13 protein-coding genes and 3 pseudogenes are annotated in these 13539 nt (G+C 70.4%); 11 read left to right on the forward strand and 5 right to left on the reverse strand.

Going from position 1 to position 13539, the window contains the following annotated elements:
* Positions 1-259: 259 nt before the first annotated feature.
* From ACZ60B_RS40425 to ACZ60B_RS40435, 3 genes and pseudogenes are all read left to right on the forward strand, one after another.
* Positions 260-772, forward strand: coding sequence for an SMI1/KNR4 family protein (locus ACZ60B_RS40425; RefSeq protein ID WP_469396472.1), 513 nt, complete (start codon positions 260-262; stop codon positions 770-772).
* A 367-nt stretch (positions 773-1139) separates the two neighbouring features.
* Positions 1140-1676: pseudogene (locus ACZ60B_RS40430) on the forward strand (IS630 family transposase); the annotation flags it as partial.
* Positions 1677-2322: 646 nt separating this feature from the next.
* A pseudogene (locus tag ACZ60B_RS40435) lies at positions 2323-2517 on the forward strand (IS5 family transposase); the annotation flags it as partial.
* Here the strand turns inward: ACZ60B_RS40435 and ACZ60B_RS40440 are convergent.
* Positions 2514-3275 carry an aminoglycoside adenylyltransferase family protein gene (locus ACZ60B_RS40440; protein ID WP_469396508.1) on the reverse strand — a complete coding sequence of 254 codons (762 nt, stop codon included), beginning with the start codon at positions 3273-3275 and terminating at the stop codon, positions 2514-2516. The pseudogene ACZ60B_RS40435 and the gene ACZ60B_RS40440 sit on opposite strands and share 4 nt — an antisense overlap.
* A gap of 141 nt (positions 3276-3416) precedes the next feature.
* Between ACZ60B_RS40440 and ACZ60B_RS40445 the strand changes: the two are divergent.
* Together ACZ60B_RS40445 and ACZ60B_RS40450 are read left to right on the forward strand one after the other, a co-directional pair.
* Positions 3417-3752: pseudogene (locus ACZ60B_RS40445) on the forward strand (replication-relaxation family protein); the annotation flags it as partial.
* A gap of 74 nt (positions 3753-3826) precedes the next feature.
* A complete protein-coding gene (locus ACZ60B_RS40450; protein ID WP_469396510.1) occupies positions 3827-4135 on the forward strand; it encodes a hypothetical protein in 309 nt (102 codons plus the stop codon).
* Between the two features lie 301 nt (positions 4136-4436).
* Here the strand turns inward: ACZ60B_RS40450 and ACZ60B_RS40455 are convergent, their stop codons facing one another.
* The 4 genes from ACZ60B_RS40455 to ACZ60B_RS40470 all read right to left on the reverse strand — a co-directional run bounded on the left by ACZ60B_RS40455 (position 4437) and on the right by ACZ60B_RS40470 (position 7507).
* Positions 4437-5000 (reverse strand): hypothetical protein, encoded by a 564-nt coding sequence (locus ACZ60B_RS40455; protein ID WP_469396475.1) that lies wholly within the window; start codon positions 4998-5000, stop codon positions 4437-4439.
* Positions 5001-5293: 293 nt separating this feature from the next.
* Complete coding sequence (locus ACZ60B_RS40460; protein ID WP_469396477.1) at positions 5294-6223, reverse strand: hypothetical protein; 930 nt, start codon at positions 6221-6223, stop codon at positions 5294-5296.
* Complete coding sequence (locus tag ACZ60B_RS40465) at positions 6220-7119, reverse strand: ABC transporter ATP-binding protein (protein ID WP_469396480.1); 900 nt, start codon at positions 7117-7119, stop codon at positions 6220-6222. Before ACZ60B_RS40465 ends, ACZ60B_RS40460 begins: the two co-directional genes overlap by 4 nt.
* The gene (locus ACZ60B_RS40470; RefSeq protein WP_469396482.1) at positions 7097-7507 is read right to left on the reverse strand and encodes a GntR family transcriptional regulator; all 411 of its coding nucleotides are present in this window, start codon (positions 7505-7507) and stop codon (positions 7097-7099) included. Before ACZ60B_RS40470 ends, ACZ60B_RS40465 begins: the two co-directional genes overlap by 23 nt.
* Positions 7508-7946: 439 nt before the next feature.
* Between ACZ60B_RS40470 and ACZ60B_RS40475 the strand changes: the two genes are divergently transcribed.
* The 6 genes from ACZ60B_RS40475 to ACZ60B_RS40500 all read left to right on the forward strand — a co-directional run.
* Positions 7947-8627: a GntR family transcriptional regulator gene (locus ACZ60B_RS40475; RefSeq protein WP_469396484.1), complete on the forward strand. Its 681-nt coding sequence runs from the start codon at positions 7947-7949 to the stop codon at positions 8625-8627.
* A 113-nt stretch (positions 8628-8740) separates the two neighbouring features.
* Positions 8741-9355 carry a DEAD/DEAH box helicase family protein gene (locus ACZ60B_RS40480; RefSeq protein WP_469396487.1) on the forward strand — a complete coding sequence of 205 codons (615 nt, stop codon included), beginning with the start codon at positions 8741-8743 and terminating at the stop codon, positions 9353-9355.
* Positions 9356-9376: 21 nt separating this feature from the next.
* Positions 9377-10936, forward strand: coding sequence for a helicase-related protein (locus tag ACZ60B_RS40485; RefSeq protein WP_469396489.1), 1560 nt, complete (start codon positions 9377-9379; stop codon positions 10934-10936).
* 203 nt (positions 10937-11139) lie between these two features.
* Entirely contained in the window at positions 11140-12243 is a 1104-nt protein-coding gene (locus tag ACZ60B_RS40490; protein ID WP_469396491.1) for a glycosyltransferase family 2 protein, read from the forward strand.
* A gap of 93 nt (positions 12244-12336) precedes the next feature.
* Positions 12337-12606: a hypothetical protein gene (locus ACZ60B_RS40495; RefSeq protein WP_469396494.1), complete on the forward strand. Its 270-nt coding sequence runs from the start codon at positions 12337-12339 to the stop codon at positions 12604-12606.
* Positions 12607-12768: 162 nt separating this feature from the next.
* On the forward strand, positions 12769-13539 hold a 771-nt coding region (locus ACZ60B_RS40500), incomplete at its 3' end, for an NHL domain-containing protein (protein WP_469396496.1).

The following is a 13539-nucleotide window of genomic DNA, read 5'->3' on the forward strand; positions in this document are numbered from 1 at the left end:
CCCAAAAACACCATCTCACAAGCTCGTTGACATCCTTCATGCGAGCATCAACGACTCTCGTGACTGCCTGTCACCACCGAATGTGAGACAGGGCCCGTTTTTGACAGACCCCCTGCGAACCCAACACCTTTCGCACACTGCGCCCTGATCGTTCCCGACCGTCCGGATGCAGGTGCGGCCTGGTAGGGTCCGCGCCTGCATCCGGGCCCAGGCTCCGTACTGGCCAACGTATCTGTGAACAATCAGGCGAGGTTCTTTCATGTGGGTGGACCTTCTTCTCCGTGCTACAGGTCGTGACGCGCGGGACGCCGCGCAGCCCTGGGCGGAGATCGAAGCGGAACTGGGGACCGAGCTGCCGGGTGACTACAAGCAGTTGTCCCAGGCGTTCGGCGTCGGCGAGTTCTCGCAGGTGGTGTCGGTGCTGTGCGCTGATGAGACCCGCGTGGCGGATCTGCTGAGGATGTGGCGCGTACTGCTGGAGAACGACGACCCTTCGGACGGCCCGTTCGCGCCCTACCGGATCCATGAGCCCGGGACGACGGGGGGCCTGATCCCATGGGGGATCTCGCGTGCAGCCGACAAGTTCTTCTGGCAGGTCACGGATGGCGCGGTGGACGCATGGCCGGTTCTCGCCAAGACGGAGGATGCCGAGGAGTGGGACCGTTACGAGATGTCCGCCACGGAGTTCCTGTACCGGATCCTCACCGATCCAGGAATCCGGCCCTACACCGTGGCCGATGCCGTGTCCGAGCCGTTCTTCGAGCCTGTCTGAGCAGCCGGTGCCGGAGAGGAGGGTTGTGATAGACGGGGCCCCAGTTGTACGGGGCTCAGCAACCGGCCTCCGCGCCGTATACCTCCCAGATCGTCGAGCTGGTCACCCTTAGCCCAAGATCCACATTCGATACACGCCCTAGTCTTCTGAGTCAGGAGTTCTTTCTGAAATTGTAGGCTTGCGGCATGGCTCGTACGGGGCGGCCGAAGGCCGAGTTGGTGCTGTCGGTGGAGGAGCGGGCGGCGCTTGAGGGGTGGGTGCGGCGTCGTTCGACGCCGTAGTCCTGGGCGGTGCGATGCCGGATCATCCTGGCCTGTGCGGACGGCATGTCCAACAAGGATGCCGGTGCCCTGGTGGGCATGACGGGGCAGTCGGTGGGCCCCAGCCGGTCCTGCCGATGATGCCCGGCGTTCCCCAGCGGGTCACGCACGACTACGTCCGCGCCGGCACGACCACCCTGTTCGCGGCACTCGAGGTAGCCACCGGAAAAGTGATCGGCTCCCCTCACCGCCGCCACCGGGCCGAGGGGTTCAAGAGATTCCTGGTCAAGCTCGACCAGGAGATCCCCGCAGACCTGCAGGTGCACCTGGTCCTCGACGACTACGCCACTCACAGGACCCCGGCCGTCAAGTCCTGGCTGATCGCCCGCCCTCGCTTCCACCTGCACTTCACCCCTACCGGATCGTCCTGGCTCAACCTGGTCGAGCGGTGGTTCGCCGAGCTGACGGACAAGCAGATACGGCGAGGCGTCCACAAGAGTGTCCAGGCCCTTGAGGAGGACATCCGCACCTGGATCGCCGCATGGAACACCGATCCCAAGCCCTATGTCTGGACGAAGACCGCGGACGAGATCCTCGAACGCCTCGCCACTTGTTTAGGCAGGATTCCCGACTCACAAGACTAGATGCCTGCTGATCCTGCTGCCACACCGGAAAACACCAAGATCCCCGACAGAGTGAAGCTGAGCGAACCGGTGCTGCGCTCCGGTGTCTGGTGCCGCGTGCCGACCGCGCTGACTCCCTGTGCTCTGCCGCGCCGGCCCCGTCCGGCGCTCTCGAGCGCGGAGGCCTCGCCGACGCGCTGCAGGAGTCCGAGTCGCCCGGTCCCCCGGCGGCGCGCCCGCCTCGCCCCGTTCGCTCCTTTTCACCTTCCTTGTTGTGTTGTTGGGCGGGCGCGGGGGTGTACTGAGGGGGATGTCGGGCTCCTGACCACGGCCGGAACGGTTTGGTGACCTGCGAAGACTCCGTCAGGCGCCGGGAGTGGGGCGGCAGTTGTCGTTGGGGTTGTCGGATCGTGGTCGTGGTCGGGTGGTCTTGGTCGTGATGGTGGTCCGGGCCGGCTGCTGCCGTGGCCGTACGGGGTGCCGGAGGGACCGGCGCTCCGTGCGGGAGGTGGCGGGCGTGGCGTTGAATCTGGAGGCGGCGGTCGGGGACCGGCTGGCGTTGGCCGTCGTGGCGCAGTACCGGCTGGTTACTACGGAGCAGCTGCATCTGTTGACTGCGGCGGGGTGCGGATTGAGCAGACGCGGCGGCGGTTGATGAAGTTGCGGAAGGAGGGTCTGGTGCACGATCCCGGAGGAGGCGGACCAGGTTCGCGACCGCAAGAAGCTCGGCTCCAGTGGCGGACGCCCGCCCAAGTTCGACAAGGACGACTGCAAGGTGCGCCATGCGGTGGAGTGCGGGATTAATCGCCTCAAACGACACCGAGCCGTGGCAACGAGATACGACAAACCAGCCGTCCGCTAGCTCCGGGCGCTCAACCGGTCGATCTCGGCGAGCACGCGGTCCACATGCGGACGTACCTGGACCCGCAACGTCTCGCTCCAGCTTTCTTCGGAGTAGCGGCAGTTGAGATAGAGCTGCCTGGCGTGTCCCAGGACAGGGCGGTGTTCGGGCGGGAGCTGGGCGAGTGCCCAGTCGGCGGCAGCGTCCTTCGACCTGATCCGGCCGGTGGCCAGCGTGGTCCAGATGCGTGCGAAGGTCAGCAGGACGTTGCGGGTGTCACCGTCAAGGTTGTCGAGCAGGTCGGGGATGCCTGCCACGCTCGCCCGGACCAGGTCAGAGTGCGGGACGGGACCGAGGACTTGCGCCGGCCGCGGGCCGGTGAGCGGGTGGTCGCCGGTCAGCACCATGGTGATCAGCAGGGCCAGATCGGGCATCGGCTCCGGCCGGGGCACCTTTCCTGCCTCGTACTCGGCTCGCAGCCACTCGCCGTACCGGAAGTCGCAGGTCGGAGGGTATTGCCATGGCTGGACTTCGGACTGGACGACCACGATGAGCTCGACCGGGCGGACCTTGTTCCGGGAGCCGGAGATCCCGAGCAGCCCACCGAGGAGCGCCCGTCGCTGCCGCTCGTCCATCGACCGCCGGGAGACGACGAGCACGTCCACGTCGCTGGCCGGCCTGAGGCCACCAAGCACGGCAGACCCGTGAAGGTAGGCGCCGATGACATCCCCGCCCAGCACACCGCTGGCCAATGCCACAATCTCCTGAAGCTGATACACCGCGCCAGTGTCTCCCGTTGTCCAGTCCGACGGCACGGCATTACGGGTCGGCTCGCGGTCCGCCATCACGCGACCGTGCTGGTCGCAACCGTCAACGAAAGGCTGTGACCAGCACTTTCACAACAGGCCCTAGTACAGCAGGTGTCGCTGCCTCAGGCGGGGCGGCGGCAGGTCTGGTTCGCGACGGCGTATGGGGTGCAGGTCGCTTCCGAGTGGCCGGAGCTGCGGGGCTTTGCTCCGCCGAGGCTGCTCGCCGATCCCACGGCAGCGCGGCTGCGGGTGGCCCACGCCCTGGCCGTGAGCGAGGTGGGCCTGTCGTTCGTGCAGGACGCCCGTCGGCGTGGGGACGTGTGTCGGCCGCTGGACCGGATACCGGAGGTCCACCACCCCCTCGGGGGCGGAGAGGCAGCCATCCCCGACGCCTTGCTGTTCTACCGCGTCGGCAGTGGGTCGATGCTGCGGGCGTTCGTCGAGGTCGACCGGGCAACCATGGGCCCGGAACGGCTGGCCGCGAAACTTACTGCATACGCCGCCTGCACGCCTATATCCCCATGGCGCCGCCCGGTCGGCACCGGCAGGCCGGTGGGGTGCAGACGGAGCCCGACTGGCGGCACCGCTACCCGCTCTTCCCGCGGCTGCTGTTCGTCCTGGACGGCACCAAAGCGGCCGGCGTCGACAACCGGATCAGTGCCCTGAACGCTGCATCCCGGGAACTGGCCGTCACGGCGTTCCTGCGGGACGTCCCGGCCATGGCAGCGCCGCTGGTCGACCTGCTGCGCGACGGGCCCTTTGCACCCGTATGGCGGCCCGTACGCGACCCTGTTCGTAGGGTCGGCTGGATGCACTCACGCACGTCGTGAGCGCGCACTTGCGCAGGCCTGCACAGTGCGCAGTGCGCTGTGCAGAGCTCGACCATGAGGGCGACCACGTATGCGCAGCCCCCAACCACAGACCCGACCATGCAGGTCACAGCGTTGCGCAGCCGAGTGCGCATCGAATCGCGCAGCCTGCTCCCGCGGGAGGCCGACGGCGTCGCGACCGGTCCCCTGCTTCCGGTCGCGACCTTGCTGGGGGTGCGCAACACTCACCGCCGGCAATGAGCACGGCGGTAGGCAGTCCCGCAGGCGTGGGCGCGGCTCCGCCCGCGCGGCGCGGATGCGGTCACGGGATCAGGGTGTCGCTGTCGATGCCGCTGTTGTGCAGGAGTACGAGCGACATGCCCCACATCGCGGCCTCGAACACGACGGCCAGGAGCACGGCGCTCCAGCACAGGACGCGGGCCCAGCGCGGGAGGCGGGACCGTTCCCGGCGGGGGTCGGGAGCAGTGCGTGAGAGCCACAGCCACCGGATGGCGGCGGCACGGACGCCGGCCGCTGCCACGGTCAGTACCCACTGGAAGGCGTGGTTGTCGATCGCCAGGGCCAGCAGTGCCGCCAGCCAGTTGGGCACCACCAGCCAGGTGACCGCGGTCCACTTCTGATTGCGGCTCCACCACGGCGACAGACACATGGCCAGGATTGCGCCGCCCGTCAGGACGAGAACGGGGAAGGTGAGGGCATCGTGCACTTCGGCGGATGCCAGGAGACGGTTCAGCAGGCCCAGCAGGCTGCCGGCCGCCAGAAGCCATATGACGCGCTGCGGGCTGCTCCAGGCGGAGGGAGCCTTCGTTGCGTGCAGCCCGTGTATGGCGGCGGTCTCGGCCGGTTCGTGGTCTGTACGGCGCATGGAAGTTCTCCTTGGGCAGGCTGGAACGACGAGGTGAGGGCAGCACGGATCACCGCAGGTCAGAGCATCGAATTCACGGACGTGGCGAGGCGCGTGGAGAACCTGCGGGAAGGCGGATGGGGGGCACCTGGCAGGCGACGGTGAGCCGGGGCGCGTGCCGCACGGTGGTGGGTGCGGGTACAGCGACCGCGGGCGTCGGCAGGGATCGTGCCGGCGGACCCGGCCCGTGAAGGCCGTACCGGGTCCGCCCGTTGGGGCACGGGAGGCGGCGCGGTGCTGGGCGCCGTCGGCAGTTACGCGGTGCGGCGGCGCAGAACGCGCAGGGCCGCGACGGCGAGCAGGACGGCGAGCGCCAGGACGAGGAGGCCTGAGGCGATCTGGTAGCCCCAGTAGTCGCCGGAATCGAGGGAGTTGACGAGGTAGGAGTCCTGCGGGAGCAGGTCGTCGAACTGCAGGCCGAGCACGCCGCCCGGGTGGAAGCCGTGGACCTTGGACCAGAGCGGGAAGTCGGCGAGCAGGACGAGGCGGGAGCGAACCAGTACGGCGGCGAGCAGCCAGGTCAGGGCCGGCGCCGCGAGGACGGCGAGCCAGGAGCGGCGCAGTAGCGTCCCGGTGAACGCGCCTGCGGCGACGCCGAGGACGACGTAGGCGAGGGTGACCGGGCCGACGGTGAAGTATGCGGTCTGCTGGTCGGCGCCGTGTACCAACAGGTCGAGCCGGTAGGCGTGCGTCGCGCTGCGCTGGTAGAGGACCACGAGCGGCACAGTGAGGAGCGTGCAGAGCGCGGCGAGGGTGGCCCAGCGGGCCGTGAACCAGCGCTGGGGGGTGAGGGACTGGGTCAGGGCCAGGGTGACGCGGCGGCTCTCCCACTCACGCGCGGTCAGCAGTCCGGTGAGTGCGGCGGCGTACAGGGCGGGCCGGAAGACGACGGAAGCGTTGTCGGAGATCAGCTTCGCGGTCTTGTTGTGGGCGTCGTCCGCGTAGCGGCCGAAGTGGTAGGCGTGCGAACCGACGTGGGCGCGCAGCGCGACGGCGTCGGCCCAGCCTCCGTAGTGGTACGCCACCACAGCCGCGGTCTGCGCGAGCACGGCCGCCAGAATCGCCAGCGGTATCCAGTACTGGCGCAGCGCGATCCGTACGAGCGGCAGGCGGCCGCCGGGACGGGGGGCTGTCGGCCCGGTGCCTTCGGGAATGCCGGAGGCGGTGGGGGCGGTGGGGCTCATGCGGCGGGTTCCTTGATCAGTGGTATGGGGGTGTCCGGGGCGCCGAGGTGGGCCAGTACGAGCTCGTCCAGCGAGGGTGTGCGTACCTCCCAGTCGGCCGGCAGCGGCGCTGCGGACGGGCGGATGAGCGCGCTGGTGCCGCGGCCGGCGGGGCGGGACTCGATCACGGTGTGGTCGGCGAGGCGCTCGGGGTCTCCCGCGAGGGTGACCACGGCGTGGGAGGCGGTGAGGTCGTCGATGTCGCCGCACAGGCGGGTGCTGCCCGCGTCGAGCAGGAGCAGGTGGTCGCAGGTGTCGGCGAGCTCGCTGATGATGTGCGAGGACATCACGACGGTGGTGCCGGTGTCGGCGACGTGGGCCATGAGCAGGCCCATCAGTTCCTGGCGGGCCAGGACGTCGAGGTCGGCCATGGGTTCGTCGAGGAGCAGCAGGTCGGCCCGTTTTCCCAGGGCGAGGGCCAGACCGATGCGGGTGCGCTCGCCGCCGGACAGGTCGCCGATGCGGTCCTTCTTGTGGAAGCGGTCCGGGTCGGCGATCCGCTCGGCGAGGTCGGCGTCCCAGTTGCCGGGGTTGAGGCGGGCGCCCAGGCGCAGCGTCTCGGCGATGGTGAACCGGTTGAACAGCGGCCGGTGCTGGGCGAGGTAGGCCACCTTGGGGTGGCCGGCGTGCGGCGGACCGCCGAGGACCGTGACGCTTCCGGAAGTGGGCCGTTGCAGGCCGGCGGCCAGTTCCAGCAGCGTGGACTTGCCCGCGCCGTTGGGGCCGACGAGAGCGCACACCACCCCGGCCGGCACGGTGAAGCCGCAGCCGTCGAGTACGTCCGGACCCCCGCGCCGGTATCTCTTGCTGACGCCGTCGGCCGTCAGGGCCGCGTCAGGACTGGTGAGGTACGACATCGGGTTCCTTCGAGGGGTAGAAATCTTCCAGTACATCGGCGAAGAGGGCGGCGAGGTCGTCGCGCTCCAGTCCTGCCGCACGGGCACGTCCCGCGACGTCCGCGAGCTCGGCCCGCCAGGGCGAGTCGGCCGAGGAACGGCCGAGCGTGCCGGTCACGAAGGTCCCGTGCCTGCGCCGGGTCTCGACCAGGCCCCGGGACTCAAGCTCGCGATACGCCTTGAGCACGGTGTTGGGGTTCAGCGCGGTCGCCTCCACGACCGCGCGGGCCGTGGGCAGCCGGTCGCCCGGCTGCAACAGCCCCAGCCGCAGAGCCTGCTGGACCTGCTGGACGATCTGCACGTAAGCGGGGATGCCTCCGCGCCGATCGATCCGGAAGTCGAAGCCCACGACCGAACCCCCAATGCACCAATGAACTACTTGAATAGTGCATTGAATCGTTCCCGCACGTCAAGCCACGCCTGCAAGCCCAGACAGCGCCAGGCCGCCGACGCTGCCGCGTACCTCGCTGCAGGCGGCGACACCCTCGGCCAAGCCCTCACCGCTCAGCGGGCCCCGCACCATGACCGGTTTCGGAGCACAGCCGCCGCGCAACGCCGGACTGCCGCCCCGAGCACCATGCGCGGGGCGCCGGTCCGGGCACCATTAGGAGCCCGCCCACGACAGACCCGAGACGCGACTTCGACCCGCCGTGCAAGCAGAGCCAGGCGGACGCCTGGGAGAAGTCGGACACCAGGACTTGACCACCGGAAAGGCCGGCGGAAACCTCGGGCTCGGAGTTCCCACAACCTGTCAAATTTATTGATGGATCTGGGCTGCGGTGGGTCGCATGACCGTATCCACCGAGAACTCCCCCGAACTGATCGCCGGGGACCTCGCCGTCGCCATCCATCAGGGGTCCATCCGCGACGGGGAGCGGCTGCCGTCGCAGGCGAAGCCGGCGCGGTCCTACGGGGTGTCGTCGGGCACCGCGGCCGCGGCGCTGGCCAAGCTCGCTGCGGCCGGCCTGATCCGGACCGCCCCGGGCAGCGGCACGTACGCCACGGCCCGCCCGGGCCCGCTCGAGCCGAATCCGGTCCTCGATGTCATGGCGGCGGCCTCCGTCTGCCGCACGCTCGCCGGCCCGCAGTCCGGCCCGGGCGAGCCCGACCCGCAGGCCCTTGCCGTCGGCGGGAGTCCGCGCTGGGGGACGGTGCGGGAGGACGAGGAGACGATGCCGCCCCGCCGTCTGGACGTCGGCGTCCTGGCAGGGCCCGACCGGCACGTCCTGCGGTGGATGAGCGAGGCGTTCGTGTCGGCCGCCCGCGCTCTGGTGGCGCACGGTGTGAGCGACGCCGACCGGCACCTGCTCGAGTCGGCCCGCGCGGTCCTGCGGGACGGTGGCCGCCGTCCCAAGGACCAGCCCGCCATCGCGTGGGCGGGCGGTCCGCAGTCGGCCGACGAAGACGTCGTCCTGCGGATCTGGCCCGAACGTGGCGAGCCGCGCGACCCAGGCGGCCCGCCGTTCTAGGCCCGCCCTTCCCGCACTTGCACTGAGCATGACCGGGCGGCCGTCCACTGCCAGGCGCACGGCCGCCCGCCCCCAGTCACCAGAGCAGTCCATTGACCAGGAGGACCACCATCGTGACCCTCACTCTTCGCCCCCATCAAGTCGAGGCAGTCGACGCGGTGCTGCACCGTCTCTCCGAACAGCCCGGGAAGGGCATCCCGCCCGAGGGGCTGCGCACCCAGGTCATCGCCGCCACCGGGTCGGGCAAGACCCTGATCGGGGTGGAGTCGGCGATCCGGCTGTCCGCGCGGCGGGTGCTGGTCCTGGTGCCGACGCTGGATCTGCTGTTGCAGATGGCCGCCGCGTGGCGGGCCGGCGGCCGTCGCGGCGCGATGATCGGCGTGTGCTCGCTGCGCGGCGCGGACAGCCAGGGTCTGCCGTGCACGACCGACCCGGACGAACTGATCGCGTGGACGGCCGGCCCTGAGGCGGTGACGGTGTTCACGACGTACGCGTCGGTCGGGATGGGCACGCCGCAGCGGGCGCACGCCGCGGGTCTGCCGGTGTGGGACCTGATGGTCGTGGACGAGGCACACCGGGTAAGTGGTGACGGGTTGAAGCCGTGGGCGGCCGTGCACGACCAGATGCAGATCCCGGCCGTACGGCGGCTGTACATGACCGCCACGGCACGGGTGTGGGAAGCCGACGGAGACGGGGAGCGCCCGCGGCTGGTGGCGTCCATGGACTAGGACTCCCCCGTCTTCGGCCCCATGGCGTACAAGCTGAAGCTGTCCGAGGCGATCCGGTTGGGGCTGGTGGCGCCGTACCAGGTGCTGTGCCTGGACATCCGCGACCCGCACCTGCATGCGGCGATGACCACCGAGGCGACCGGCTCCGACGCCGTACGCGGGGCCCGTCTCGCGGCTGTGCAGACAGGCCTCATGCGGGCGGCCGCCCAGGAGTGGTTCCGCCGGGTGCTGTCGTTCCACAGCCGGGTCGGCGAGGCGGAGGCCATGGCGGCCGCCGTGCCGGTGACGGCGGCCCGGCTCGCAGAGGACGACCCCGACACCTTCCCGCCGGCCGCGCAGGTGTGGTCGGCGTGGCTGTACGGCGAGCACGCCCCCGCACACCGCCGCCGCGTCCTGGACGAGTTCGCCTCCCACTACCTCGCAGGCCCCGGCCTGGACGGCACGGACGTACGCGCGGAGCTCCGCGTGCTGTCCTCGGTCCGGGTGCTGGGCGAGGGCGTCGACACCGCCGAATGCGACGCGGTCCTGTTCGCCGACGCCCGCGGCTCCATGGTCGACATCGTGCAGATGGTCGGGCGCGCCCTGCGGACGCGGCCCGGGACCGGGAAACTGGCCACGCTGATCGTCCCGGTGTTCCTCGGCGAGGACGAGGACACGAACGAATCCCTCACCTCGGACGCATACGGCACCCTCGCCAAGCTCCTCGGAGCGCTCCGGGCCCACGACACGGACACGATCGAAGCACTCGCCGACCCCCGCGTCCGCAACGCCCACCCTCAGCCGGACAACGACCACGACGGCCAGGAGCAGGAGCAGCACGGCGAGGGCGGGCGTGGGGGCCGGGTCGTGGTCGTGGTGTACCGGGTCCGCTGGTCTGCTCACGTCCGGCGCAGGCATCCGGACGGCACCTGGCCTGCGCGCACGATGCGCCACCGGCTCCCGCCGCCGCACTCGCGGTACTGCGAGGAGTTCCGGCCGACGGCGACGAGGCACGACGTCACCCGCTCGCCCCGGTGCAGGTACCGCCCGATCGGCGACCGCGTCGTCGCGACCGGTCCCTCGTTCCACGCCTGCATGCGCACGGCCACCCTCTGGACGGCCTGCCATGCCGACGTGCACGGTGCGGCAGCAGCGGCAGTGGTCGGCGGAGCGGCGGACAGGGCAGTCGCGAGGACGGCGGCGACGACGAGCGCCGTGGTGAGCAGACGTCGGGTCAGGCGCATACGCGATCAACTCCGCCGCCCACCCACCCGGTCACAACCCCTGCCCAAGACCACCCGCCAGGAGGTGGCCGGGCTGTTTGTCGGCCCGGCCCGCGCGCGGCCTCGCCGACGCGCGAGCAGGGCAGCGTCTGCGCATGCCGCGGCGACGTGCGCTGCCGCGATCGGGATTGCCCCGGATGACGGGGCGCGCAGATGCCAGAAAGTATGCGCCGGAGCACGAAACGGGTCCGGTTCGCGCTTCAGCAGGCCCCGCCCCAGCCGGGTGAGGAGGCTTCACGGACAGCGCTGCCGGTGGAAGGGATGCATATGCCAGATGTGGTTCCTTCTGGCGCTTGCCGGACACCGCCCCTCCAAGTAGGCACATGGTCGGCATAACCGTGTCCCTGCGCAGGGGGCTGCCTGACAGCCACGCTCCAAGAACTGGGGGACGGCTTATGCGCGACGGCCCCTTCCGTGGGGTCTTTGTCCATGTACACCACGTCCCCTGAACACACCGTCCCCTCTGCAGGAACAGTCCCCTCGTGCGCCCGGTGATGCGTGCGCACGGTCAGGAGCACGGTTATGCGAAGACGCGCGCCGCATGCCCGCGTGCGGCCATCTCCCAGCGATACCGCGGTGCCCCGTGTCGTCGCGCTGATCCCCGCGTACAACGAGGCCGACCGCATCGGCGCGGCCATCGCGGCCCTTCGCGAGCAGAGCCGACAGCCGGAACGGATCGTGGTGGCAGTCGACAACTGCACTGACGCCACCGCCGACGTCGCCCGCCGGGCCGGGGCGATGGTGGTGGAGTCGGTGAACAACCGTCATAAGAAGGCCGGGGCGCTCAACCAGGCCCTGGAGCGGGTTCTGCACGGGCTGGCCCCCGAGGACCTCGTCCTGGTCCAGGACGCCGACACCACCCTCGTCCCGTCGTTCGTGGCCAACGCCGCCGAGGCGATGGGCCCGGATGTGGGGGCGGTCGGCGGGATCTTCTACGGCGAGCCGGGCGGCGGACTGCTCGGCGTCCTGCAGCGCATCGAGTTCCAGCGCTACGCCCGCGAGATCGCTCGGCGCGGCTACCGGGCCGATGTGCTCACCGGGACCGCGACCGTCTTCCGGGTCTCCACGCTGCGGCAGATCAGGCAGGCGCGCATGGACGGTCTCATCGGCGGCGGCACGTCGTACTACTCACTGGCCTCGCTGACCGAGGACGACGAGATCACCAAGGCCGTGCGCACCCTGGGCTACCGCACCGTCTCACCCGCCGGCTGCCGGGTGGTCACCGAGGTGATGACCACCGTGCCGAAGCTGTGGTACCAGCGGATGCGCTGGCAACGTGGGGCGTTGGAGAACCTGCGGGACTACGGCTGGACGAAGGTCACGGCCCCCTACTTCGTGCGCCAAGCGCTCATGGGGCTGTCCGTGCTGGCCCTGGCCATGTACCTGTTCTTCACCGGGTGGATGCTGGCCCGCGGCCGTCCCGAGTTCTCACCCTTCTGGGTCGCCATCGGCCTCGTCTTCGTCGCGGAGAAGGTCGTCACCGCCCGCGGCGCGGGCCTCAGGTCCCAGGTGCTGGCGGGCACGCTCGCCGTCGAGCTGGTTTACGACCTGTTCCAGCACGCGGTGTACGTCCGCTCCCTGTGGGACATGGCCCGGCGGCGCGAGGAGCGCTGGTGCACGACCTGACAGGACCTGCAGTGCCCACAACGCCCTTCCGCATAGCCGCCGCACCAATGGCGACGTGCGGGGATGACGGGCAGAAGACGAGACGGGAGATCCGTGTACGCAGGCGTGCCACTGGCCAGCTCCCTGGGAGCCGGCGGAGCGTCCGCGCTCGCCTCCCGGCGGCGCTCCGGCTTCGACACCCTCGCCACCGTGGTCGCGGCCACCACACTGCTCATGGCCGGGGTGTCGGTGTGCAAGCTGCTGCCGCGCCGCCCGATGAACACGGCCCCCGCCAACTCCTCAGTCCCGTTCGCGCCGCAGCGGCCGGCTTTCCGGCTGCCGGGAGAGCGGAATCCGGCCGGCGCCCGGGTGGAGGTTCCCTGACCCCGGTCTCCCCGGCCGCCGCCCTCCGGGCGCCTCGCGCAGAGGCGTCCCCTTTTCCACTCCGCGCCACACACAGCCGAGCGCGGTCGTAAAGGCCCGGGGCACGCCCGTACCGGACCACCGGCCGGTGCCGTGCCCCGCACCACAACAGGAGGAACAACGATGACCACCAGCTCCCCAGCCACAGCGACCTTCCCCGACGGGACGATCATCACGGCGGCAGGCAATGGCGAAGCGGGATTCGTCGTGGACGGCGGCCCCGCTGTCGGCACGAAGCTCTACAACCCCCGTGGCGTGGCGGTGGACGGGGCGGGAAACCTCTACATCGCCGACTACTCCAACCACCGGGTGCGCAAGGTGACACCCGACGGGATCATCACCACGGTCGCCGGCAACGGCCAGGCCGGATTCGTCTCCGACGGCGGCCCCGCCGTCGCCACCAAACTCCACTGCCCGATCTCCGTGGCGGTGGACGGGGCGGGGAACCTCTACATCGCCGACTACTCCAACCACCGGGTGCGCAAGGTGACACCCGACGGGATCATCACCACGGTCGCCGGCAACGGCCAGGCCGGGTTCGTCTCCGACGGCGGCCCCGCCGTCGCCACCAAACTCCACTACCCCTGGGGAGTGGCGGTCGACCAGGACGGGAACCTCTACATCGGCGACCGCCACAACCACCGGGTGCGCAAGGTGACACCGGGCGGGATCATCACCACGGTCGCCGGAAACGGCGTCGCCGGGTACATCGCCGACGGAGGCCCGGCCGCTGCCACGTCCTTGCACTACCCCTCGGCCGTGGCGGTGGACGGCGCGGGGAACCTCTACATCGGCGACGGCCACAACCACCGGGTGCGCAAGGTGACACCGGGCGGGATCATCACCACGGTCGCCGGAAACGGCGTCGCCGGGTACATCGCCGACGGAGGCCCG

The sequence above is a fragment of the Streptomyces sp. NPDC104096 genome (assembly GCF_055584385.1).

What these genes read in the sequence shown, in the direction of transcription:
- ACZ60B_RS40450 (WP_469396510.1), top strand. Translation starts at nt 3,827, where the DNA reads ATGGCGCCGCCCGGTCGGCACCGGCAGGCCGGTGGGGTGCAGACGGAG.
- ACZ60B_RS40455 (WP_469396475.1), bottom strand. Translation starts at nt 5,000, where the DNA reads ATGCGCCGTACAGACCACGAACCGGCCGAGACCGCCGCCATACACGGG.
- ACZ60B_RS40490 (WP_469396491.1), top strand. Translation starts at nt 11,140, where the DNA reads ATGCGAAGACGCGCGCCGCATGCCCGCGTGCGGCCATCTCCCAGCGAT.
- ACZ60B_RS40465 (WP_469396480.1), bottom strand. Translation starts at nt 7,119, where the DNA reads ATGTCGTACCTCACCAGTCCTGACGCGGCCCTGACGGCCGACGGCGTC.
- ACZ60B_RS40475 (WP_469396484.1), top strand. Translation starts at nt 7,947, where the DNA reads ATGACCGTATCCACCGAGAACTCCCCCGAACTGATCGCCGGGGACCTC.
- ACZ60B_RS40460 (WP_469396477.1), bottom strand. Translation starts at nt 6,223, where the DNA reads ATGAGCCCCACCGCCCCCACCGCCTCCGGCATTCCCGAAGGCACCGGG.
- ACZ60B_RS40425 (WP_469396472.1), top strand. Translation starts at nt 260, where the DNA reads ATGTGGGTGGACCTTCTTCTCCGTGCTACAGGTCGTGACGCGCGGGAC.
- ACZ60B_RS40485 (WP_469396489.1), top strand. Translation starts at nt 9,377, where the DNA reads ATGGCGTACAAGCTGAAGCTGTCCGAGGCGATCCGGTTGGGGCTGGTG.